The 22172-nt window shown below is 42.0% G+C and carries 20 protein-coding genes; 13 read left to right on the top strand and 7 right to left on the bottom strand.

From position 1 onward, the window contains the following. Positions 1–9: 9 nt before the first annotated feature. Entirely contained in the window at positions 10–1494 is a 1485-nt protein-coding gene (locus GXP67_RS22300; RefSeq protein WP_232064538.1) for a 3-keto-disaccharide hydrolase, read from the bottom strand. A 233-nt stretch (positions 1495–1727) separates the two neighbouring features. On the opposite strand from GXP67_RS22300, the gene GXP67_RS22295 reads away from it, so the two are divergent. Continuing rightward, positions 1728–3485 (top strand): alpha/beta hydrolase-fold protein, encoded by a 1758-nt coding sequence (locus GXP67_RS22295; RefSeq protein ID WP_162445161.1) that lies wholly within the window; start codon positions 1728–1730, stop codon positions 3483–3485. A 154-nt stretch (positions 3486–3639) separates the two neighbouring features. On the opposite strand, the gene GXP67_RS22290 is transcribed toward GXP67_RS22295, so the two are convergent. Together GXP67_RS22290 and GXP67_RS22285 are read right to left on the bottom strand one after the other, a co-directional pair. Then, positions 3640–4428 carry a toxin-antitoxin system YwqK family antitoxin gene (locus GXP67_RS22290; protein ID WP_162445160.1) on the bottom strand — a complete coding sequence of 263 codons (789 nt, stop codon included), beginning with the start codon at positions 4426–4428 and terminating at the stop codon, positions 3640–3642. Between the two features lie 97 nt (positions 4429–4525). After that, the gene (locus GXP67_RS22285) at positions 4526–5794 is read right to left on the bottom strand and encodes a TlpA disulfide reductase family protein (protein ID WP_162445159.1); all 1269 of its coding nucleotides are present in this window, start codon (positions 5792–5794) and stop codon (positions 4526–4528) included. Between the two features lie 179 nt (positions 5795–5973). Here GXP67_RS22285 and GXP67_RS22280 point away from each other — a divergent pair, with 179 nt between their 5' ends. The 3 genes from GXP67_RS22280 (at position 5974) to GXP67_RS22270 (ending at position 8162) form a co-directional block, all read left to right on the top strand. Beyond that, entirely contained in the window at positions 5974–6888 is a 915-nt protein-coding gene (locus tag GXP67_RS22280; protein WP_162445158.1) for a pirin family protein, read from the top strand. Between the two features lie 167 nt (positions 6889–7055). Then, positions 7056–7361, top strand: a complete 306-nt coding sequence (locus GXP67_RS22275; RefSeq protein ID WP_162445157.1) for a hypothetical protein — start codon at positions 7056–7058, stop codon at positions 7359–7361. A gap of 18 nt (positions 7362–7379) precedes the next feature. Further along, positions 7380–8162 (top strand): class I SAM-dependent methyltransferase, encoded by a 783-nt coding sequence (locus GXP67_RS22270; RefSeq protein WP_162445156.1) that lies wholly within the window; start codon positions 7380–7382, stop codon positions 8160–8162. 39 nt (positions 8163–8201) lie between these two features. Here GXP67_RS22270 and GXP67_RS22265 read toward each other — a convergent pair whose 3' ends face one another. After that, entirely contained in the window at positions 8202–8492 is a 291-nt protein-coding gene (locus GXP67_RS22265) for a hypothetical protein (protein WP_162445155.1), read from the bottom strand. A gap of 280 nt (positions 8493–8772) precedes the next feature. Between GXP67_RS22265 and GXP67_RS22260 the strand changes: the two genes are divergently transcribed. Both GXP67_RS22260 and GXP67_RS22255 read left to right on the top strand, forming a co-directional pair. Further along, on the top strand, positions 8773–9348 hold the full coding sequence (locus GXP67_RS22260; RefSeq protein ID WP_317170067.1) for an RNA polymerase sigma factor: 576 nt from the start codon (positions 8773–8775) through the stop codon (positions 9346–9348). Positions 9349–9385: 37 nt separating this feature from the next. Continuing rightward, positions 9386–9688, top strand: coding sequence for a hypothetical protein (locus GXP67_RS22255; RefSeq protein WP_162445154.1), 303 nt, complete (start codon positions 9386–9388; stop codon positions 9686–9688). 140 nt (positions 9689–9828) lie between these two features. Here GXP67_RS22255 and GXP67_RS22250 read toward each other — a convergent pair whose 3' ends face one another. Then, on the bottom strand, positions 9829–11070 hold the full coding sequence (locus GXP67_RS22250; RefSeq protein ID WP_162445153.1) for a mandelate racemase/muconate lactonizing enzyme family protein: 1242 nt from the start codon (positions 11068–11070) through the stop codon (positions 9829–9831). 130 nt (positions 11071–11200) lie between these two features. Between GXP67_RS22250 and GXP67_RS22245 the strand changes: the two genes are divergently transcribed. The 7 genes from GXP67_RS22245 (at position 11201) to GXP67_RS22215 (ending at position 16537) form a co-directional block, all read left to right on the top strand. Beyond that, the gene (locus GXP67_RS22245; protein ID WP_232064537.1) at positions 11201–12532 is read left to right on the top strand and encodes an MFS transporter; all 1332 of its coding nucleotides are present in this window, start codon (positions 11201–11203) and stop codon (positions 12530–12532) included. Between the two features lie 134 nt (positions 12533–12666). After that, positions 12667–12990: a hypothetical protein gene (locus GXP67_RS22240; RefSeq protein ID WP_162445152.1), complete on the top strand. Its 324-nt coding sequence runs from the start codon at positions 12667–12669 to the stop codon at positions 12988–12990. A gap of 34 nt (positions 12991–13024) precedes the next feature. Next, positions 13025–13267, top strand: a complete 243-nt coding sequence (locus GXP67_RS22235; RefSeq protein ID WP_162448023.1) for a dihydrofolate reductase family protein — start codon at positions 13025–13027, stop codon at positions 13265–13267. Positions 13268–13666: 399 nt separating this feature from the next. After that, a complete protein-coding gene (locus tag GXP67_RS22230; RefSeq protein WP_162445151.1) occupies positions 13667–15136 on the top strand; it encodes a Gfo/Idh/MocA family protein in 1470 nt (489 codons plus the stop codon). Between the two features lie 384 nt (positions 15137–15520). Beyond that, on the top strand, positions 15521–15832 hold the full coding sequence (locus GXP67_RS22225; protein ID WP_162445150.1) for a hypothetical protein: 312 nt from the start codon (positions 15521–15523) through the stop codon (positions 15830–15832). A gap of 13 nt (positions 15833–15845) precedes the next feature. After that, positions 15846–16070, top strand: coding sequence for a hypothetical protein (locus GXP67_RS22220; protein WP_162445149.1), 225 nt, complete (start codon positions 15846–15848; stop codon positions 16068–16070). A 29-nt stretch (positions 16071–16099) separates the two neighbouring features. Continuing rightward, positions 16100–16537, top strand: a complete 438-nt coding sequence (locus GXP67_RS22215) for an Hsp20/alpha crystallin family protein (protein WP_162445148.1) — start codon at positions 16100–16102, stop codon at positions 16535–16537. Positions 16538–16686: 149 nt separating this feature from the next. Here GXP67_RS22215 and GXP67_RS22210 read toward each other — a convergent pair whose 3' ends face one another. Further along, complete coding sequence (locus GXP67_RS22210) at positions 16687–17427, bottom strand: EcsC family protein (protein WP_162445147.1); 741 nt, start codon at positions 17425–17427, stop codon at positions 16687–16689. A 1379-nt stretch (positions 17428–18806) separates the two neighbouring features. Continuing rightward, positions 18807–22043, bottom strand: a complete 3237-nt coding sequence (locus GXP67_RS22205) for a PQQ-dependent sugar dehydrogenase (protein WP_162445146.1) — start codon at positions 22041–22043, stop codon at positions 18807–18809. Positions 22044–22172: the final 129 nt, after the last annotated feature.

Raw genomic sequence — 22172 nt, 5'->3', positions numbered from 1 at the left:
ATACTAAGCCTACCAGATGATAGAATATTTCACACCTGTACTGTTTCCTTCGATAGGAACAAGCAATTCTTTCCGGTTACCGGCCTCCCTAATCACTGGCTTAGCGCCACCATCCACTTTAACATAAAAAGCTTTGTTGTTTACGCTGTACATCCCATCGGAAAGCGCAGCAATATCTTTCCCTTCCGCCAGGCGGCAATACAGATTAGCTTGTTTCTGGCCGTTCACTTTTATTTCCCTGGTGAGTATTTTTCCATCTTCTTCCGGAAAAGTACGGTCCTCTACAGCTGTGCCCTGAATTATATACTTGAAAACCGGCCGGCCGGCACCATCTATATCGTATCCTTTCGGACGGAAAGTTTCACCCTCAAATGTTGCAGGCCAGGCAGCATTTTTATCTGTTAAATAAGCCAGCGTTGGAGCATCTGATAATTTAATTATACTACCCAACGCCCTGGAACTGCCATCACCCCGGTCGTGCCACATCGGAGTGGCATTCAGAAATCCACCTTTCCATACCTGCAATAAGGCGCCAGTACCCAGATCCATGGTATAATGAACATCCGATGGTTCGCCTACAGAAATAGCATGGGTAATACGTTTTGGCTTGGTTTCGCCTTCTTTGGTATAATCTACAAAACTGCGGTGCATGGTTACTTCCCGGCCAGGGTTAACGTAGATCTGCGGACGTGCACCGCGGTTGTTATTTCTGGAAGCTTGCACTGGCTCTTTGCTCAGATCGAGTTTTTTATAGCGGATATTCCGGAAAGCCACCGCGCCATGATCACCTTGTATCAAAATGGGTCCCATAGCCGCTTCGCCGGGGAATCCCTGACCTCTGGTCGGGCCTGTCAATTCAACATTTTCATGAATCACCACCCCATTATGCACCATTCTGATAATACGGGCATTTGCAATTTTATTTCCACCAGCATCGAAACGGGGTGCCTGAAACACAATATTAAAATGCTGCCATAAGCCTGGTGCTCGGCTTACGTTTACCCTGGGTGCATAGCCCTCATATCCTTTCTGACCTTCCGGCTTGCTATCATCCCAGCGTTCATAAATACCTCCGCAATCTCCGGCCCTTGGGTTGCGTACACCCCAGCTGTCGAGTAACTGCAATTCATAACGGCCTTGCAGGTATACGCCGGAGTTAGAATGGTGAGCCATCATAAATTCCAGGTCCAGTTCTGCATCGCCATGCTCAAAATTGCTTACCAGGTTATCTTTGTTCTTATCAGAAGGCATGTTCAGCAAAATGCCCTTGCCACCGGCAGTTTTATTGGCTTTTTCATTGCCTGTCCTGTCGAAGAAAACATCTCCCACAATACTCCAGTTTTTAGCAGCCGGCTTGAAGCTGCTCATGTCTTCCAGCGCAACACTGGTAAAGGAAGCATCTGCGGTTTGTGCCACCAGGAAAGAAGGAAAAGAAATGCCTATTAGCCATACAAGGAATAAGCATCTGGCTGCTTTCATGTGTTTGTCAGTCATTATAGTTAATTTTTAATAGGTAATAGGATAAAAGATGAAAAATGATTGGGCGCAAAGGTATACATTGTAAAACATCCGTAGAAGGTATTTTTTGGCTTTACCCGCATAAATTTAGGGGAGGACTTCCCCATTCATTCAGAACTATTAAATCAATTGTGCTACTTTTTTGTTTGGGAGTTTTTCTAAAATTTAAAATTAAATATTATCTTTTGCAGCCTACCTTTACAAACCGCATGAGATATATATTATTTCCCAAATCTTCTATCCTGTTATTAATTCTGGTACTGTTTGTCTCGGCAGATTTTAGAACTCAATCTACCCAATCTGAACAAACACCTTTCCGGTTCGCTGTTTCATTTGTAGAAACCAGTATTAAACAACCTCTGGATGGAAGAATACTCCTGTTGATCTCTGCTGATAGCACCAAAGAACCCCGTCACCAGATTGAAGATGGTCCTAAAACGCAACTGGTATTTGGTGTAGATATAGAAGGGTTGAAGCCAAACACCGAAGTTATCATCGATAGCAAAGCATTTGGCTATCCGATACAAAGCATTACTCAGATTCCTCCTGGTGAATATTATGTACAAGCCCTGTTACACCGCTATGAAACCTTCAAACGCAAAGATGGACATATGGTAAAATTACCTATGGACCGGGGTGAAGGGCAGCAATGGAACGAAGCGCCCGGAAATCTCTACAGCCTGCCTAAAAAGATAAAGATTAATCCACTAGCTGGAGGTACGATTAAAGTGGCGATGGATAAACTAATTCCGCCCATCCAGGAGCCGAAAGACACTAAATACATCAAGCACATTAAAATCCAGAGCAAGCTGCTCACCGAATTCTGGGGTAGACCTATGTATTTAGGTGCCCACGTATTGTTGCCGGAAGGTTTTGATGCGCATCCTCAAGCTAGGTATCCACTGGCTATCTATCATGGCCATTACCCAGCAGATCTGGATGGTTTCCGACCTGAAGCACCTGACCCAAACCTAAAACCAGTATATAGTGACCGTTTTAAACTGGAAGGGTATAATAAAATCGAGCAGCAGGAAGCCCATAATTTCTATAAACTCTGGACTGGAAAGGAATTTCCCAGAATGCTGGTGATTGAAATTCAACATGCCAATCCATATTATGACGATTCCTATGCCGTAAATTCTGCCAACCTGGGTCCGTATGGAGATGCCATTACGTATGAACTGATTCCCTATATCGAAAAGCAATTCCGGGGAATTGGCAAAGGCTGGGCAAGGTTTTTATATGGCGGTTCTACCGGAGGCTGGGAAGCGCTGGCTGCTCAAATTATGTACCCGGATGAGTACAATGGCTGTTTTGCGGCCTGCCCCGACCCTATTGATTTCAGGGCGTACACCGTAGTAGATATTTACAAGGACTTGAATGCCTATTATCTGGAAAGCAAGTTCAAAAAGACACTTCGCCCTGGTCACCGGGATTACTTAGGGCATGTAAGCGCAACTTTACAGGATATGAATTACCGCGAACTAGCCCTGGGTACTAAAAGCCGTTCCGGGGGACAGTGGGACATCTGGCAGGCCGTGTATTCGCCGGTTGGGGAAGACGGTTATCCTAAACCTATCTGGGATAAAGTGACCGGGCAGATCGACCATAAAGTAGCCAGGTACTGGCAGGAAAATTACGATCTGCGTTATATTTTGCAACGGGACTGGGCAAAGCTAGGTCTCAAGCTAGAAGGCAAAATTCATATTTACTGCGGCGATATGGATAATTACTATCTGAATAATGCGGTATACTTGATGGAAGAATTTCTGGAAAGCACCAAAAATCCTTACTATGGCGGCGAAGTAAAATATGGCGACCGGGCCGAACATTGCTGGAATGGCGATCCTACCTTGCCCAATGCCATATCCAGACTACGCTACAACTCCATGTATGTACCAAAAATCTTAACCCGCATCGAGAAAACCGCTCCTGCCGGTGCCGACCTGAAAAGCTGGCGGTATTGAAATAAAGCAGAGATGAATTTAGAGCAGAAGAACAAGGAATGTAGAATAATGAGTGCCTATTTACTTCTATGCTTTACAGTTACATATGCAAATTCTTCTTACTATTGAGCATATAATAATATACTTAGTAATTATGATAGTGACAAGTTATAACTTAGGGTTTAATGAAGTAATTATGGTAGACTATTATTCCGTTCACAATTAATGAATCTTTTTCAACTCCAAGATGAGATACCATTATAAATAGAGAATCTTTTCCTTGCTTGATGGGCTTAAATGAATAGGTATAGATATCATCCGCATTAGGTTCTATAATAGCTGTTGTATCTATTAACATATGCTGATCATCAAAAATACCGGTAAGTAGTTGAGTCTTATATCTCGGTTTAATTCCAAATTTGAGTTGTATCTGATATAGTTCACCATAACTGAGTGTATCTGGTTTATAAATGGGTCGTGGTAGAAATGCTTCAAAAATCATATTGTTGTTTTTGTTATAGTTTGCCCTATACATCTCTCCACCATCTTCGTCATGGATGCGTTTTTCTTTAAGTGCACCATTATCATGATAGAAATTGATTTCGCCAACTATTCTATCATTTTTATAGGTCGCCTCTTTAAATAATTGCCCGTTCTCATAATACTGTTTTGAGGTACCATTTGCTTTACCTGTTTCATAATAAGTTACTTCTTTAAATTTTCCGTTTGCAAAATAGTGTTCTACCTTTCCTTCCACTACACCATTTTTCCAAATAGAACGTGATTTTATAGAACCATCTTCATAATAATCAACTAACTTCCCATGACGAATACCATTTTTTAACTCAGCTTCTAGTTTAATATTGCCATTAGCATAGCGTATAATCTCTTTCTTTTCACTACACGAAATGAAGATTACAAGCAGTAGAAATAGTAAAACACAGTTTTTCAAGCTTTTAATCATTTGTTATATTGATGTGTAAATCGCATTTACTATTCATTATGTAAGGAAGGCTTTATAGAATAACCGCATTATATGTGAGATTTGCAACAGAAGAAACCTATTTCCTACTCGCTTCCAGCTTATTTTCCTCGTTAATGAGCTTATCGGTGAATTGATTAAATTCTTCCGCAAACTCTTCATAATAGCGGCCAGTACCAGGACCTGTAAAGCCAGTATGGATCTTTCGAACATTTCCTTGCCGGTCGATGAAAATGGTGGTAGGAAAAGACATAACATGATTGAGCATAGGCAGGGTTTTCGCAGCAGCTTCATTATCAGAAGTACCTGCGATGGCAAAATCGTAATGTACATGTAAGCGTTGTTTCATCTTTTGTACCCGGCTTCTGGCATAATCCAGTTCAGGCTTTTTCTCGTAGGCCAGGCCAATGATCTCAACGCCTCTGTCTTTGTTTTTATCATACCAGGGGCTTAAAAACTTGGTTTCATCCATACAATTAGGACACCAGGTACCAAACAGTTGTAGAATGACCACTTTACCTTTGTATTTTGGATCTTGCAGAGAAACAGTTCCACTATCCGCTCCCGGAAAAATAAACTCTACTTTATCATAGCCTTTTTTCAGGAAAGTAAGACTGCCGGGATCAGGCAAGGAGGCATTCGCATCTCTCACCGCTGACCAGGATCTGGCTTTGGCTTTTCCAGAAATAAATTTTCCATTCAGAATGCTATCTCCTTGCAGCGTTCCTGTTAGCACATAGGCATGTTCGCCATCAAACGTAGATAATTTTAATTCCTGTCCATCCAGCACACCTTCCAGGTAGCGATAATCGCCGGTCCGGGTCAGAACCGTGCCAGTAACTTTACTGCCCGATTGTTCAAAAACGCCTACTGAAACCAGGGAATCCGGCCTGTCGGCAAAACGGATGGCATACTTTCCGCTTACATTCGCAGTAGTGGACTGGCTGGCATTCTCAAAGCGGTAATCCTTTCCATGCTCGGCTTTAAATGGAATTTTGTAATCTTTTGCGTAATTCTTAATCCAATAGCCTTCCATCGATTGTTCATTCACTTTAGCGGTAATCTGTGCATCAAAGAAGCCCATAGGAATGTGAATGGAATCACCACTAACAATTACACTATCCAGGGCAAGCCGTTCGCCTGCATTGATCAGAAAAACAGTATAGGTACCTTTGCTGTCTGGTTGCAGTTCAAAATTGAAAGGCAGTTGACTTTCTGGCAATGCAATCACACCCCGCCAGATTCCGTTAGCAGGGGCAGCCGATTGATTTATTTCTGTTTTTTTTTCCGAGCAACTGCTGAGGCATATACTTATTAACAAGCAATAGAAAGCAATAGTGATTTTCATAGTCAGAATCAGGTAGAAAGAATGGTTTAGCAAATGCATGACAATATAGAATCCGGAACAATCATTTCCCAGCGTATCAATCTAAACCAGATTTCAATAAAACGGTTTGGCTACTGGAGATTATACTATTTTAAACCTATCTTATGCAAAATTTATTATTTTCTTAAGCTGAGTTGAGTATGCTGGATTTAGTAATAGAAGCCCGTCAGGCCTCTCTGGGTCATGGATTGGAAGTACACCGCATTCTGCCTTTCCGGCTCAAGCGGATGGTAGGGCCATTTATTTTCATGGATCATGCAGGTCCGGTAAATATGGTGCCAGAACAAGTATCCCAGATGGATATATTGCCACATCCGCATATTGGCTTGTCTACCGTAAGCTATTTGTTTGGCGGACAAGTGATGCACAGGGATAGTTTAGGTGTGGAACAAATTATTCGCCCAGGAGAAGTAAACTGGATGACAGCCGGACGGGGTATTGCCCATTCCGAACGTTTCGAAGATCCGACCACCCTGGCAGGCGGAACCCTGGAAATGATCCAGACCTGGGTAGCGCTGCCGGAAAAGGATGAAGAAGATGCACCGGCTTTTGATAATTACCAGCCTGGTCAATTGCCCGTTTTCACGGAAAAAGGAGTTTGGATGCGCCTGATCGCCGGACAAGCATTTGGCCTGAATAATTCTGTAAAAACGCACTCGCCCCTGTTTTATCTTCATGTGGTATTAGAACCCGGAGCACGATTTGGTTTGCCGCAAGGCCATACAGAACGGGGCGTTTATGTAGCGAAAGGCAGCCTGGAAGTAGCAGGACGCACATATACCACTGGTCAGTTGCTGGTGTTTAACAGCGGAACTGAGCCGGTTTTGGTAGGCAGGGAGAAAACAACGCTGATGTTCTTAGGTGGTGAACCATTAGGAGAACGCTTCATCTGGTGGAATTTTGTTTCTTCCCGCAAGGAACGTATTGAGCAAGCCAAAGCCGACTGGCAGCAAGGACGTATTCCGCTTCCGCCTACGGATAACCAGGAGTTTGTACCCCTACCAGAAGACCGTTCCCGGCCTGCCGGATGGCCTTCGCCCCAGCCTTTGTCTTGACTTTTATGTATGGCTATTCATGTATAGCTACCAATATGAAAGGTATTCTAGCATTAATCTGTGTTATCATTCTTTCAGGTGGTTGTGAAAAGCCCACAGACACATCACAAACAAAATGCTTCATTGATAGCGAGTTTAGATACCGTTTTGAGAATTGTATACAAATCGTGCACTTAACGAATCATGGCTATATGATGAATGAAGATTATCTATCAAATGCTTATAACTGTTTGCATGCGATTACTAATATACACCGTAAAGTAGCCAGATCTGGAGGAGCCCCTTACTTCTATCCGAATGGGGAGGAAGATTCTTACTTTGAAGATGTAGATAACTGGTACAGTTGGTATGAACAGAATAAATGTACAATTACAGTTCAAAAAGCAGACTCCTTAATCAGAGCTTTTTCAATATTGGATGGCAATGAATACGACTGGCCTCTATCCATTGTAGAGATTGTAGAGTGCAACTGAAACTATTCCCCAGACCCTATGAACCATCAGGAAGTCGGAAAATACTGGAATGAAAATGCCCAGACCTGGACTACACTGGCCAGAGCCGGCTATGATGTGTACAGAGATCATCTCAATACACCTGCCTTTTTCGAAATCCTGCCCGATATACAGGGCTTAAAAGGACTAGATATTGGCTGCGGCGAAGGACATAATACACGGTTGCTTGCCCAGAAGGGAGCCTTCATTACCGCCATTGATATTTCTGAAGTATTTATTCAGCAGGCGAAAGAAACAGAAACCCAGCATCCGTTGCATATCCATTACCAGATTACCAGCGCGGCAGAATTACCTTTTGCAGAAAATACTTTCGATTTTGCTACGGCTTTTATGAGTTTGATGGATATTCCGGAAACAGGCAAAGTACTAAGTGAAGCCTGCCGGGTACTGAAAAAAAGTGGCTTTCTGCAATTTTCGATTGCCCATCCTTGTTTTGATACCCCACACCGCAAGAACCTAAGAAATGCACAAGGCAAAACCTACGCTATTGAAGTAGGCGATTATTTCACGAACCAGAATGGCGACATCAGCGAATGGGGTTTTAGCAATCTGCCTGAATCCATGCATAACTTGCCCAAATTCAGAATACCCAGGTTTACCAGAACCCTAAGCGAATGGCTGAATATAATTATCCAGGCAGGTTTTGTGATCGAGCAACTGCACGAACCCAGACCCAGCAACGAAGTAGTTAAACAATATCCCTCCTTACAAGATAGCCAGGTAATTGCTTATTTCCTGCACATCCGTTGCCGGAAGTCTTAGTTGCTGGTTGCTCCTTGTAGGTACAACCAGCAACTACCCCTAATTGGCTGAAGGCAAAATTCCTTCTTCTCCCAATACCTGGCTAATATCGATAGACTCAGTAGCTGAAATTGCATTGGGTAGCACATCAGAAAAAGTATACTCGCCATACACAATAAATTTACCCGCTTCTATCATTGTTTGTACTGTTTCATACTTGATTCTGGCACCACTAGGCAGTTCTTTTTCTATTTCGTCATAGTCTACTTCCACCGTGGCTACATAGTGGCTTGTTTTGCTTTCAAACTCACTGTAATAGGTATACTCTTTAAAGAAAAATAACTTTTTCATGGCGACGGTCTTTTTGATATTTCTACGAGTACAAACTGGCAACTAACTAAAGGATTGAGAATAAAGGTACCTAACGGCGTTTTTCCGGATAGGTTTTCAACAACCGATACTTGTTGCTGTTTTCAGTGCTTTAAAATTCCAGATACAAAACCAGTTTATCCTTTCTCTGCCACTTTTAAAAGACCTTTTCAGCCGCTGCTCACATTGTGTGTAGGAAATGTGTATGGCTGTAAAGTAAAACGGCCTGCCATTCGTCTACTCCAGTACTTGGGACATTTACATGGAAAAGACTATTGACACCCCGATGGCTGAAAAACCCGGACAGAAGATTATTCAAACAGTGAAAGACTATGGGAAACGTCTGTTTGGGTTCATTCGCGGCAAAGTAAAATCAGATGAGGATGCGGAAGATATTTTACAGGAGGTTTGGTACCAGCTAAGCAATGTGGTAGATGTAAATGAGATTGATCAAATGAGCGGATGGCTTTTTCAGGTGGCTAGAAATAAGATCATTGACAAATACCGTAAAAAAACGCCAGATTCTCTCGATGGAATGCTGTATGAAGAGGAAGAGGGTGAATTTACACTCAAATCTATTTTACTCGCCGATAATACCAACCCTGAAACTGAATACCTGAAGGAAGTTTTCTGGGCTGAACTCTTTACTGCCCTCGAAGAACTGCCGGAAAATCAGCGCCAGGTATTTATCTGGAACGAACTCGAAGACATGACTTTGCAACAAATTGCCGACCAGACAGGTGAAAAGCTCAAAACCATTATCTCCAGAAAGGGGTATGCCGTAAAACATTTACGCCAGCGACTGGAGGCATTATATAATGATTTTTTAAATTACTAGCGGAGAAAATTGTTTTCATCCCAGAACCATCCCACGTATGCACTATAAAAAGTATTTTTTCTGGTTTTTTATTCCGTTCATTTTTTGCGTTATCGCCTTAGTGGTTATGTTATTATGGAATGCCATCTTACCAGATCTGTTACCGGTCCGCAGCATCAATTACTGGCAGGCATTAGGATTATTGATCCTGTGCCGGATACTTTCCGGAAGTATGGGTGGAGGAGCTTATCAGAAACCTTTTGGCAGATTTTCGCAGCATAAGCGGGATAAATGGATGAACATGAGTGAAGAAGAGAAATTGAAGGTAAAAGAAGAATGGAGAAAAAGATGGGGGCGGTAACCTTTCCATTCAAAAGGCATCATATGATTAGGCCATTTTACGGTTGAATCTCTTTTCAAGATAGCTTATTTCCAGCTATGCTGGTTTGCCAGATCCATAGCTTTAGTCAATTTCACCTCCATTGTTGTGCATTGCCCAGATCACCAGTTATGAATAGAGCCATCCGGACTTTTCAGAATAGGGTGTGGATATTTGGTGTTTGCCGTTATTTCCATAACAAAAGTGGCTTTCTTCGGATCAAATTTTACTCCTAACCCAGGCGCTGGGTTCAGATACAATTTGCCATTTTTGAAATTGAGATAATCTTCGTTAAAGTATGCCGGTTTTTCGGGCTCGCCTCCCGCCAATTCTACCATGCAACGGGCAGGACTGCTTGAGCCTAATGCATGTACCAATGCGGCTACACTTAATGGTCCGGTAAAATGAGGAATCATGCCAATATAGTGTGTTTCGCAGAGGGCAGCTATTTTTTTAAACTCAGAAATCCCTCCTGTATTTGGCAATGTTACCCTCGTATAATCGATCAGGCGTTTTTCGATAAAAGTATTAATATCCCATCGGTCACCGAATTGTTCACCAACGGCAATAGGAACATTAGTCATCTGGCGTACCGTTGTATATACATCCGGATTTTCAGAGCGGATAATATCTTCGACAAAATAAGGCTCCAAGGCTTCTAGGGCTTTACATATTTTTACACCTTCAGTCAAATCAAACCGGGTATGCAAATCGATCGCCCATTTGCCACCTCCGCCCACAGCGGCATCTATCCTTTTGCAAAAATCTATGGTACTCTTGGTATGTTCATAAAAATCAAACGGTTTGTCTCCGTTTCCTCCCGTCGGGCCGATCCGGTAGGCACGTAAGCCGGCGGCAATACAATCCTGGGCTCTTCCTTCTTCGGTGGTTGCTTTGGAAGCTCTAAATCCGGTAGCATAGCATTCTACATAATCCCGGGTAGCTCCGCCTAATAATTCGTATACTGGCACATTCAGCGCTTTGCCTTTGATATCCCATAGTGCCATTTCCAATGCGCCCAGCGCATGCAGCTTTTCCCGGCCGGGCGGATAAAACATGCCTCTATACAAATACTGCCATAGGTGCTCTATCCGGAAAGGATCTTCTCCGATCATCATTTGCGCACATTGCTCAATCATATCCTTAGATCCGCCTTCCCCAATGCCTATAATTCCCTCATTAGTCTCTATTTCTACAATGCCACGGGCCTGATTAAACAGGGGTTTGGTATACCATGGTGCATTATAATACCTGATTTTGGTAATTTTTAGTTTGGAAGCCGCTTCTGCCGACGGAAGCCCGACACCTGCTAAGGTTGCAGCCGATCCTAAGAGGCTTAATCTGAGAAAATTTCTTCTGTGCATAGAGAGGTAGATAAAACGCAGGAAAAAACAAAAGAAAAATGAGCACTCTGGTGCAAGTAAATAAAATTATCTTTTAATTAGATGAGTCTCACATTTAATTTTACCATTTGTATACAGCCTGCCTCACCTTATGTTTACTTCTACCAGGAAAAAAGATACAATGACCAGCCACACCATTGGGAATTACCGCTGGATAATCGTAGCCCTGTTGCTGGCGGCTACCATTATTAACTACCTTGACCGGCAGATCATCGGTTTATTGAAGCCTATCCTGGAGAAAGAATTTAACTGGACAGAAACAGATTTTGCCCAGATTGTGATGGCATTTACAGCTGCATATGCAATAGGACTTCTGGTAGTGGGGAGAATTATTGACAGGACCGGCACAAAAATAGGATATGCCCTTACTGTGGTGGTGTGGAGTCTGGCAGGTATGTTTCATGCCCTGGCCAGAAGTGCTATTGGCTTCGGTGTAGCCAGGTTTGTATTGGGACTGGGGGAAGCCGGTAATTTCCCGGCAGCCGTAAAAACAGTAGCCGAATGGTTTCCTAAAAAAGAACGGGCACTGGCTACCGGTATCTTTAATTCAGGCACCAGTCTAGGGGTGGTGCTGGCGCTATTAGTGGTACCCTGGATTTTGAGTAACTATGGCTGGCAGGAAGTATTCTGGATCACTGGTGCGACCGGCTTTATCTGGCTCATTTTATGGTGGATATTTTACGAAGTACCAGCCAGGCAAAAGCGTTTAAGCGCCGCTGAATACGAACTGATCACCAGCGGACAGGATGAAACCACACCAGAGGACAAACCGTCTAATTTACAGTGGCACAAATTATTTACAGTGCCTCAGATGTGGGCACTTATTGCAGGCAAGGGGCTGATTGATCCCATATTCTGGTTTTTTCTGTTCTGGCTTCCTTCTTATTTTTCGTCTACCTTTAGCCTTGATCTTAAAAAACCAAGTATTCCCTTAATGATCATTTATGCAGCTACTACCCTTGGAAGCATTGGTGGAGGCTATTTCTCTTCCTGGCTGATAAAAAGAGGATGGCCTACTTTAAAAGCCAGAAAACTATCGCTTATTATATTTGCGGTGCTGGAAATATCCATTATTCTGGCCCAGTTTGCCACAGATATATGGATTGCCGTTGGACTGATCAGTTTAGCCGTTGCGGTTCACCAGGCATGGGCTACCAATGTATTTACGATGGCTTCCGATCTGTTTCCAAAACAAGCGGTGAGTTCTGCCGTAGGAATTGCCGGTATGGCCGGGGCTGTAGGAGGTATTCTGTTTCCGATATTAGTAGGCACTTTACTGGATAGTTATAAAGCCGCAGGTAACTTAACAGGTGGATATAATATATTATTTACCATATGTGGATTTACATACCTGATCGCCTGGACCATTATGCATCTGCTAACGAGAAAGGCAGAAATAGTGCCGTTAAGCAGGCTAACTTAAAATAGGCTCTTCAACTATACTCTTAGCTTATATAAGTAGAACCAAGGCTGTATTGGCTTATTTATCTTGATTATTATTAATATTTTTTAATATTCATAAGGCGTTATTGATCAAACCACTAACCAGTAAAAATTATGGAATCAACAAGTATTATATTAGTCGTTATGATTTCTTGGTGTGGAGTACTTTGTCTATTGATAGGATATCTATTCAAACAAAATCAATCCATAGAGATAATCTCATTCCCTAACTTATTCATAGATAAGGTAAAGGATAAAGAAGCATTCAGCAGATTTATAGGGAATAGAATTATGCTGATTGGAGTAGTAGCTTTACTTACTTCAGCTGGCATTGGAGTATTCCCTCAGTTTGTAATGCTGACTATCCTACTATTTATATTACTAGGAGTGTTAATCCTTACCGAGTTAGCAATTAAGAAAAACCGGTATCTATTATAACTCATAAAGAAATCCAAGAAAAAAAGCAGAAAAAATTAAAAATCAGGAAGGAAAAGATATTGCGATTTTTGGAGGGGCCTGTCTGCTGGCTTCCCTGTTGGATGCAGGACTGGTAGATGAAATCTCTATTGCTATTATCCCGGTGATGCTGGGAAAAGGAAAATTGATGGTAGAGGAATTAAAAGCTAACGTCTGGCTCTCTTTACTCAACAGTAAAACCTATGGCAACGGGACCATACAACTGAGTTACCAGGTAATTAAAAAACGCCCGAAATAGATAAAAGAAACCTGTATCCGTTATTGCAAAGCATCTGATAATAAGCTCTTCCAAATATACATTTTAAGAGATCATAGCTGTTTATATCACCTGATTATAAAGGTCTGGCATCAGGGTGGTGAAAAATACAGTCCAGAAAGATTATATATGTTCCACAAAAATTTACATTTCTCCTCCTCCAGATTGTTTTATTTTACTAACTTGAAATTTTTTAAGCCAGCTCACTTGATGGGAGTCAGTCTATATATTTTCTTCTGGTTATTTGAATCTGGTTTTACTCACAAGGTATATTGAACAGCAGTAAAGCAGAGTCATTTGCTATAGGGCAGAACAACAGGCTAACAGGGAATAGAAACAATTTTTATCATACTTGCCATAAAACTTAAATTAAGTAACACCATGAATGAACCAAACGAACAGCAACCCGACGCTTCCCGCAGATCATTTATTAAAAACAGCATGATCGCTTCCTCTTTTTTTATTGTGCCAAGGCATGTATTGGGAGGGGTTGGATTTACGGCTCCCAGCGATAAATTAAATATAGCTGCCATTGGCGCAGGTGGCAAAGGAGCCAGCGATATCCGGAATGCTTCTGTAAAAGGCCGTGAAAATATAGTTGCTCTTTGCGATGTGGATTTTTCAGGCTCAGCCGCAAAAACTGTCCTGGAATTTCCCAAGGCAAAATTGTATGCTGATTATAGGGAAATGCTGGATAAGGAAAAAGCTCTTGATGCCGTTACCATCTCTACCCCCGACCATGTGCATGGCCCTGCCGCCGCTTTTGCCATGGAAAGAGGCAAACATGTATACGTTCAGAAACCCTTAACCCACAATATACGGGAAGCCAGGATGCTTACCAAGATGGCCCGGGACAAAAAGATTGTTTCCCAGATGGGTAACCAGGGTGCCTCCAATCCACTGCTCCACAATATGGTGAAAAAATGGGTGGATTCCGGAGAGATCGGTAAAATATCAAAAGTGCAAATCTGGACCAACCGCCCAGTATGGCCGCAAGGATATGCCATGCCCAAGCCTGATGAAAGCAAAAAACCGAAAGATTTAAACTGGGATCTTTGGTTAGGACCTGCGGAATACATGCCTTATACGCCAAATCTGCATCCCTTCAACTGGAGAGGATGGTGGAATTATGGAACAGGCGCTCTGGGCGATGTAGGATGCCATTTGATCGATATTCCTTTCAGAACTTTAGGCTTGAAATATCCTACCGATGCAGAGTGCAGTGTAGGTTCAGTATATAGCCAGATGTGGACAGCTGATTATAATCCGGAAGGTTGCCCGGCTTCTTCCTTTATTACTTTGCATTTTGGAGCCACCGAAAAAAGTAAATCTCCTATTGAAATGACCTGGAGTGATGGCGGAATACGGCCTTCCCATCCGGAAATTATTCCTGCCAACCAGGATATCGGGGGAGCCAACAGTGCCAATGGCGTGTTAATGATCGGCGATAAAGGTATCATTTCCACTAACATCAACGACAGTTCACCCCTGATGCCAAAATTATACCTCAATGACGGCAAAACTGAGTTTGGTCCTGAAACAGGCTCAACGGAGGAACCTGAATATGGCCATCAGCGGAAATGGGTAGATGCCTGTAAAGCTGGTTTTAATAGCAAGGAGCACAAAGGCTTAACATCTTCTTTTGATTATGCCGGCCCTATGACCGAAACTGTACTCATGGGAAATCTGGCCATTCGTAGTTTTATGTTGAGAAAAGACAACGGCAAAGGACAACAAGACTTTTTTGCCCGCAGAAAGCTATTATGGGATGGCGAAAACATGAAAATTACGAACCTGGAAGAAGCCAACCAATTTGTAGGAAGAACCTACAGAAAAGGCTGGGAGGTATAATATAAAACAGATCTGCTGGCCGTAAAGTCTGTTCTGACTAGAATTTATAAGGCCATCTTTAATAACTTTCAACTTTAGCTACCTGTGTATACTTTGCATTTGCATCGTATGGCAGGTAGCTAATTTTTTTGCAGGTAAGTAACAACTGTCTTGCAAGTGCCGTGATCATTTCAGAAGCAGATTTTTATAAAACATAATTAATTCCCCTCACAAGGCAGCAATACCTGTGCTGAACAACTGGCAATGTTATACTGCTGGTTTTCTTTTTTGAAGGCTGAAAAAACCCAGAGAAAGATTTTGAAAAAATATTCAAAAAGGATAGAGTAATTTTTAAAGTGGCCCGTCTTCCCGGATAGAAAGGGTATCATTTAAACAATTACCATCATGACAAAGCAACTCATTAAACCCATACTTATAGGCACACTGGCTGGGGCCGCCTTATTCGTAATGCCCTTCTTTCTGTTGAGAGCCCTGTTATTCTTCTTAATCATTGGTGCATTGTTCAGATTATTCAGAGGGAGAAGATACTGGGGATGGCGTGGAGGTAGATTTGGCGGCTTCCATCCGGCTTTTGCCGACACCATCCGCAACATGAGCGAGGAAGAGTATAGAGCCTTCCGGCAAAAATTTAACGCACCTTGTTATCCGGCACCTCGCAGACCTGAAGAAAAAATACAGATCAATACCCCACATTAAACTAATTACACCTATGAGAAGAAGTACAAGGCTGCTCGTTGGTTTTGCAGCCGCCGCCCTCACCTATGCAAGCCTGATGGCTTTTGCCGGACCTCAATACAGAAGCAGGCATAGCTTCCATGCACATGGCCACTATAGCCGCTATCATTGCGGTAATCATGGTTCCTGGCAAAGAGAACATGCCGGATCAGATTCCCGGCAGGAAAATCCACCAGTCGATATACCTAAAAATCAATAATATACTAATCAAACAATAAACCTTTCATTATGTACGGAAAATGCAATCCGGCATGGGGCGCCTGGGAAGGTGGTCATGCCTACAAAAAATTCTTTGAAAAATTTGGACCAGGCGCTTATGGCGGCTATCCGAGACGGCCTAAATACAATGTACCCATTAATATATCCGACCATGAAACCCATTACCAGGTAGATATCTATGCGGTGGGATTTGCCAAAGAAAATATCAAAATTTCGGTAGTAGATGATGTCCTGTACATCAGTGGTACCAGGACGATTGATGCAGACAAGGAGCCGAATTTCATCCGGCAGGAATACCCGGTAAAATCATTTGAAAGAATGGTAAACCTCAATAGTCAGATTGATACTGCCGGCATAAAAGCCAGACAAGAAGATGGGATATTGTCTGTTATTCTACCCAAATCACCGGAAACCCAGCAGCCAGCGCAGGATATTTCAGTTGAATAAAGTCAATGTTGAAATAGTATTTTTCAATCCTCTTAAACAGAAATCCCCGGATACTAATTATTTCCGGGGATTTTTTATGATCATACTAAAATGAGCAGCCAGACCTTAGGTTATGCCTTTTAGTATCTGGTCATCTATACAAAGTATTTCTAGCGGTATATATATTTCTGGGCAGTATTATACCAACGCAAACGGTAAGCATTCATGGCTGTTTCGCCCAGCTTATCTACCAGCCGGTGATTAGCAAAAGCACCCACCACAGCACCAATTCCCGGAACCAGTTGCAGGAGTTTAGCTAAGTCTATATAATCCCGGTATTCCTGCTGAAAGCTGCGCCAGTCGAACACAGACATACCAGCCAGATGGGTTTGTGTGGTGGTATCCCAGTTGAGGATTTTCTGATAGGTTTCTTTGCGTGTGTTGGTACTGGAGAAGGCTAGCTGAAAAACATAGAGAATAAACACCCTTTCCTGGTAATCTTTTACTTTGTAGCCATATAATCCGGCAATCTCATAAAGCAGTTTTATTTTTAAACCCAGCAAAAGTGGAAAATCGGCCAGAGAAAGTAAAAAACCACCTGCGCCGGTTCCGGCTCCTTCTACAGCAGCCAGTTTTTTATAGGCTTCAATTTTATCTTTTATTAATTTCTCCCTTTCTTCCAGAGAACCTATATTCATAGGATCGGTGGCTGTGTATTCAGAGCCAGCCAATACGGCTCTTACCATATGCTTAATGCCTTCTGTAACTACCTGGTGTACTTTTTCCGGAATAATAGTATTGATCTTGTCCTGTATGCCCTTGGCTAATCGTCCGGAAGCAGATTCTCCTTTTTCCATCGATAATTGCCATACACTCAGCTCATATTTTACCTGGTCTTCGTAGTGTTCCATAGAAAGCGAATATACAATGGATCTTGCTAAAAAGAATAAATCAGAAAACTTATGTCCTGTTTTACAGGTAAATATTTGCAATCAATTCCTTCTGATAGGTTTATTGGTGGATACAATTTTTACAGGCGCATTATTTATAGCAAACAGAAGTACCTTTTCATTGCCAACCGTTAGTTGAACAATATTACGTACTTGTCCTCTGATATTGATTCCACTCTGCCCGGAGGGAGCAGTAATTTAAGGTACCCTTTATTAAAGAATATGGAAGACCTACGAACTAAATTATTCAGTGTAAGAAATGGTATTGGTCATAGTAATTCCTGTTTCGTTTGGAGAAAGAAGAGTAAAAGTGAATTTTAGGAATGAGTTAGATCTGTTTCAGTTGTGTTTTTACAGGCCGCACAAAAAATGCAGACAGCAGAAAAGCGAATGAGAGGTATTATCCATTCTTTCTTCAACATCCATATAAAGATGCTTCTTTGAGTTATACTCTGCAACAAAGTGAAGTTACCAATTGAAAGAAATAAAGAATGCAGGTAAATTTATCACTGCACTCCTTATTTAGTAATACAAAAACTATTTCACCTTTATTTATTAGTAACCTGGTATTTTGCTTTTACTTATTGGTATTAAACTGAGCCTTCAGAATAGGGCCAGCTAAATGAAAATATCAGGCATTATTATACCGGCCAAAGCGGAGTATATCTTGTCTTCTGAATACTTCTGCAGACATCTCCCTACCTCTTTCTACCAGAAATATAACATGTTCCTTAACTACAAAAGTCACTCTGCGCTTCCATACTAAGATCTATATAGGAAATGTGAAATCATATATTAGAAATGCAATATTTTTTATTGAATATATCTTGGCTTATATGATACCGATGCGTGATTATTGATACAGATAAAAGATGATATTTTAAAGAGTTTAGTATGTTATTCTGGTTATCTGAAGTAAACCGAATAGGCTGATTGCTTTTTAATACTTCTTCAAAAGTGTATCCGTTTGAAAGTGTGTATAGACTTTATCCTTAGTCTTTTTAAAGACCTGCTTGACAGTTGTAGAATACTTTAAAGCGTATATAAATAAGTATAGTACAATATTTTACAAAAATATTTATTTCAATCTCAAAAACTCCCTCTATTTTGGCAACTTCTGACTGTATTTTGCTTATTTTAGACGTTTAGGGGTAAAAATTGCTAAAAATTAACTTAAAAAAGGTTCAATCAGGAACATTCTGTCTGTTATCAATATCAAGACTTTAACTCTTATACCGGTATTAGCTACTATATAAAAACAACCAAGGAATGCAAAATGAGAGATTTAGACCTTCATTCTGCATTCCTTGGTTAATTATACCACATTCTATACTACATGATTACTGCGTCGGAATCGGGCCTTTGCCTCCATCAAAATAGATCCAGTCCAGAAAGACGATGTTCTCTTTCACAGCTGGGTTACGGAATACGAAATACAGGTCGTGCTGGCCACCTGGATTGCTAACCGGAGCTGTGATGGAATCTATCTTTTCCCTTTCCTGGCTTGTATTCTGAGGAAAATCTGCGGTAGCAATAAGTTCACCATTGGGAGCATCTATTCTTACTTCAATTTTGCTGCCTGTCACAGGGGATAACCCATGGAATACAAGCTTAGTAATGCCAGTCAGGTCTATATTTTTAAAGCCAATATAAGAGCCATTCTGTATATCCCCTACAAAGGAGAGATCATTGCCATCAACGTGCCGCCGGCCTGCATTCTGGGAGAGTTCAAAATCTTCGGCTTCTACCTTCGGATGGCGCAATACCAGAATTTTACTGGTAGTGAGATTGCCCACCACTGGATTGCCTTTATCCGTATAACTCGCCCGGATCACATAGGAGCCAGCCGTTTTTGTTTGAGTATGCTCAGCCGTAGTAAACGTACCTTCCAGCGGCAGGGCTTTGTTTTCTTCACTCAGCGATAATATATAATTCACCATCTGTGTAGCTTCCTGCTTGTTGTGCTGCGGATGTGCTGCCATCATGTTTTTTCCCCAGTTGCCATTGCCGCCTTTCAGAATTTTCTCCGCCAGCATCTCCTGGGCATTTTTACCTTTATAGCGTACCGCAACTTCTTTATAGCTCGGACCAATGGATTTCTGATCCAGGTTATGGCAGGATTTGCAATCACTGTTAGCGATCAAAGTTTTGCCTTGCAGGAACTGAACACCGCCAGTCATCTGGGTATTGGATTCAAGTAATGCCAGGTCTTTTCCTTCTTTCAAGTAGTCGAATGACACAAATACGGCCGATGGGTCGATGCCGATTTGCAGGGTACCATCTTCTTTATCTGTGATATTTACTTTGTAGGTGAGGGGCTGGTTATCGAAATAGAAAGATTGATTGGCTCCATTCAGGTCAATGGCTACTTGCGGTGGTTCATTACCTACTTTTACTTCTACTTCGGCTTGTGCTTTTTTTCCTTCACTATCTGTTACCGTTACTTTCGGGCGGTAAATACCTGGTTTGGCGTAAGTAACAGTTGTTTGCGCACTATTACTGCTTTGAGAGCCTTCGCCAGTTTCCCAGGCGTAGGTTAATTTATCATTGCGGTCGTAGTCGAATGATTTTTCAGCAGATAACTTTACGGTAAGTGGCGCAGCGCCTACGGTTTTATCGGCAATCAGTTCGGCTTTGGGTTCACGGTTGCCCTCCACATAGGTAATTTTTACCAGACGGGAATCCGGGTTGTGCTCAAAATAATTAGCCCCATACTGCAATACATACAAAGAACCATCTGCGCCAAATTTCATGTCGATGGGTTTGTACCATTCCTGCTCCGGCAGGAAAGGCTCGATTTTCGCCAGATTTACATCTTTGTCAAACGAAACGACTTTTACCCAGCTACGGGCCCATTCATAAATAAAGAGCTTTTTATCGAAATATTTTGGGAATTTGGTAGTAGCATTTTTGAAATCATCATAGTAATACACTGGTCCAGCCATCGCACTTCTGGAACCTTTGCCCAGACTTGGAAACTCTTTGGATTCACCATACGGATACCAGATCATCGGCTTTTGAGCAGGTGGCAATATTTTGCTACCAGTATTATTGGGTGACAGATTTTCCGGACGTTCCGGATTAAATGTGGGGCCGATCTTATTGGTGGCAAAATCAAAATCAGCGTAGGCTTTATTATCGGCTACAAAATACGGCCATCCGTAATTGCCTGGTTTTCTTGCCTGGTTCCATTCATCATGGCTTTGGGGCCCGCGTTCATTGCTCACGCCTCCATCCGGACCTACATCGCCCCAGTATACAAATCCATTATGATCATCTATAGTGAAACGGAAGGCATTCCGGGTACCCATCACATAAATTTCTGGTTTTCCCTGAGAGCCATCTTTGGGAAATAGATTTCCATTAGGAATAGTATAAGTGCCATTGGGTTCGGGGTGAATGCGCAGGATTTTTCCCCTTAAGTCATGGGTATTGCCGGAAGATTTCTGCGCATCGAAAGGTGCCCGGCCAGGACGTTCATCAATCGGTGTAAAGCCATCCGATTCTTTGGAACTGGTATTATCACCGGTAGAAATGTACAAATCGCCATTCGGACCAAATTCCAGGTGCCCGCCGGAATGACAGCAGGTTTCCCGTTGCGTAGGAATTTCCAGTACGATCTTCTCAGAACTTAGAATCAAACTGTCGCCCTTCATTTCAAACCTGGATACATTTTGCTTGGGCACCTTGCCGGCCGGGGAATAGTTGATATAAATCCAGTTGTTCTGTTCATAATTGGGATCAAGCGCCACACCCAGCATACCATCTTCATAATTACCGGTGATGCTTACATCGAATTTAGCTATCACTCTGGTTTTCTTGGTTGTTGGATCATATAGTTTTACATCACCCCGGCGTTCCAGATACAATACCCGGCCATCTTTAAAGATCACCATTTCCATCGGCTCATACATATACGTATCCAGCACCTCCATGACAAAGCGATTAGATTCCGGTACCCTTTCGGTGGTAGCTTTAGCAAAATCAAGTTTAGCGTTATTTGTTACAAATTCGAGTCCTTCAGGTATCAAATCTCCTAAACCCTCTTTTAACTTTATATTGGCATCTTTCCCAGCAATCTGTGCAAAAAATATCCGTCCGCCAGCAGATTCTTTTTTCCAAGAAGCTTGTGATGCTTTTAGTCTTTCTCCATTTACCTGCTCATACCATGGCCAGTTGCGAACCGTATCTTTAGCAGCATTGATAGCCAGTAGCCCACCGCCAGCCTGAATAAAACGCTCTAAATCGGCTTGTTGCACATACTCCAATGTATCCAGAGGAAGATTTAAGAATACAACAGAGGCGTATTTACTCAAAGAATCTTCATTCACATATGCCGGTTGAGTGGTAGTATCTACCTGAATTTTCAGCTCACTGCTCACTTTTTGAAGTGTACTTAACGAAGCTGCCTGATCAGCTCCGGATTTCAATAAAACCAGTGCTTTTTTTGGCTCATTGCTTTGGCAGGAAAACAAGCTTAACAACAGTAGCATGGAAAGTATAGCAGTGGTGTGTTTTTCAATAAGCCATTGATTACGCTTTTTAACAGAATAGACCAGAGAATAGGAGTAGTTCATTGAATAGTATATAGAAAATTTGAGTCAAAAATTAGCTTTCGGGAGGCGATATTCTGCAATAAGACTGGGCACATAATATTTCAGCAATTTATCCAAAAAACCCGAAATTTTGTACCTCTGCTAGTAAAT

Origin of the sequence: Rhodocytophaga rosea (assembly GCF_010119975.1) — a bacterium.
GTDB classification, from domain to species: Bacteria; Bacteroidota; Bacteroidia; order Cytophagales; family 172606-1; genus Rhodocytophaga; species Rhodocytophaga rosea.
The sequence above is the reverse complement of the archived record's forward strand: the minus strand, read 5'-3'. Positions and strand labels throughout refer to the sequence as shown.

Coding starts and splice junctions, on each gene's coding strand:
- GXP67_RS22300 (WP_232064538.1), bottom strand. CDS start 1,494: ATGACTGACAAACACATGAAAGCAGCCAGATGCTTATTCCTTGTATGG.
- GXP67_RS22295 (WP_162445161.1), top strand. CDS start 1,728: ATGAGATATATATTATTTCCCAAATCTTCTATCCTGTTATTAATTCTG.
- GXP67_RS22290 (WP_162445160.1), bottom strand. CDS start 4,428: ATGATTAAAAGCTTGAAAAACTGTGTTTTACTATTTCTACTGCTTGTA.
- GXP67_RS22285 (WP_162445159.1), bottom strand. CDS start 5,794: ATGAAAATCACTATTGCTTTCTATTGCTTGTTAATAAGTATATGCCTC.
- GXP67_RS22280 (WP_162445158.1), top strand. CDS start 5,974: ATGCTGGATTTAGTAATAGAAGCCCGTCAGGCCTCTCTGGGTCATGGA.
- GXP67_RS22270 (WP_162445156.1), top strand. CDS start 7,380: ATGAACCATCAGGAAGTCGGAAAATACTGGAATGAAAATGCCCAGACC.
- GXP67_RS22265 (WP_162445155.1), bottom strand. CDS start 8,492: ATGAAAAAGTTATTTTTCTTTAAAGAGTATACCTATTACAGTGAGTTT.
- GXP67_RS22260 (WP_317170067.1), top strand. CDS start 8,773: ATGGAAAAGACTATTGACACCCCGATGGCTGAAAAACCCGGACAGAAG.
- GXP67_RS22255 (WP_162445154.1), top strand. CDS start 9,386: ATGCACTATAAAAAGTATTTTTTCTGGTTTTTTATTCCGTTCATTTTT.
- GXP67_RS22250 (WP_162445153.1), bottom strand. CDS start 11,070: ATGCACAGAAGAAATTTTCTCAGATTAAGCCTCTTAGGATCGGCTGCA.
- GXP67_RS22245 (WP_232064537.1), top strand. CDS start 11,201: ATGTTTACTTCTACCAGGAAAAAAGATACAATGACCAGCCACACCATT.
- GXP67_RS22240 (WP_162445152.1), top strand. CDS start 12,667: ATGGAATCAACAAGTATTATATTAGTCGTTATGATTTCTTGGTGTGGA.
- GXP67_RS22230 (WP_162445151.1), top strand. CDS start 13,667: ATGAATGAACCAAACGAACAGCAACCCGACGCTTCCCGCAGATCATTT.
- GXP67_RS22225 (WP_162445150.1), top strand. CDS start 15,521: ATGACAAAGCAACTCATTAAACCCATACTTATAGGCACACTGGCTGGG.
- GXP67_RS22220 (WP_162445149.1), top strand. CDS start 15,846: ATGAGAAGAAGTACAAGGCTGCTCGTTGGTTTTGCAGCCGCCGCCCTC.
- GXP67_RS22215 (WP_162445148.1), top strand. CDS start 16,100: ATGTACGGAAAATGCAATCCGGCATGGGGCGCCTGGGAAGGTGGTCAT.
- GXP67_RS22210 (WP_162445147.1), bottom strand. CDS start 17,427: ATGGAACACTACGAAGACCAGGTAAAATATGAGCTGAGTGTATGGCAA.
- GXP67_RS22205 (WP_162445146.1), bottom strand. CDS start 22,043: ATGAACTACTCCTATTCTCTGGTCTATTCTGTTAAAAAGCGTAATCAA.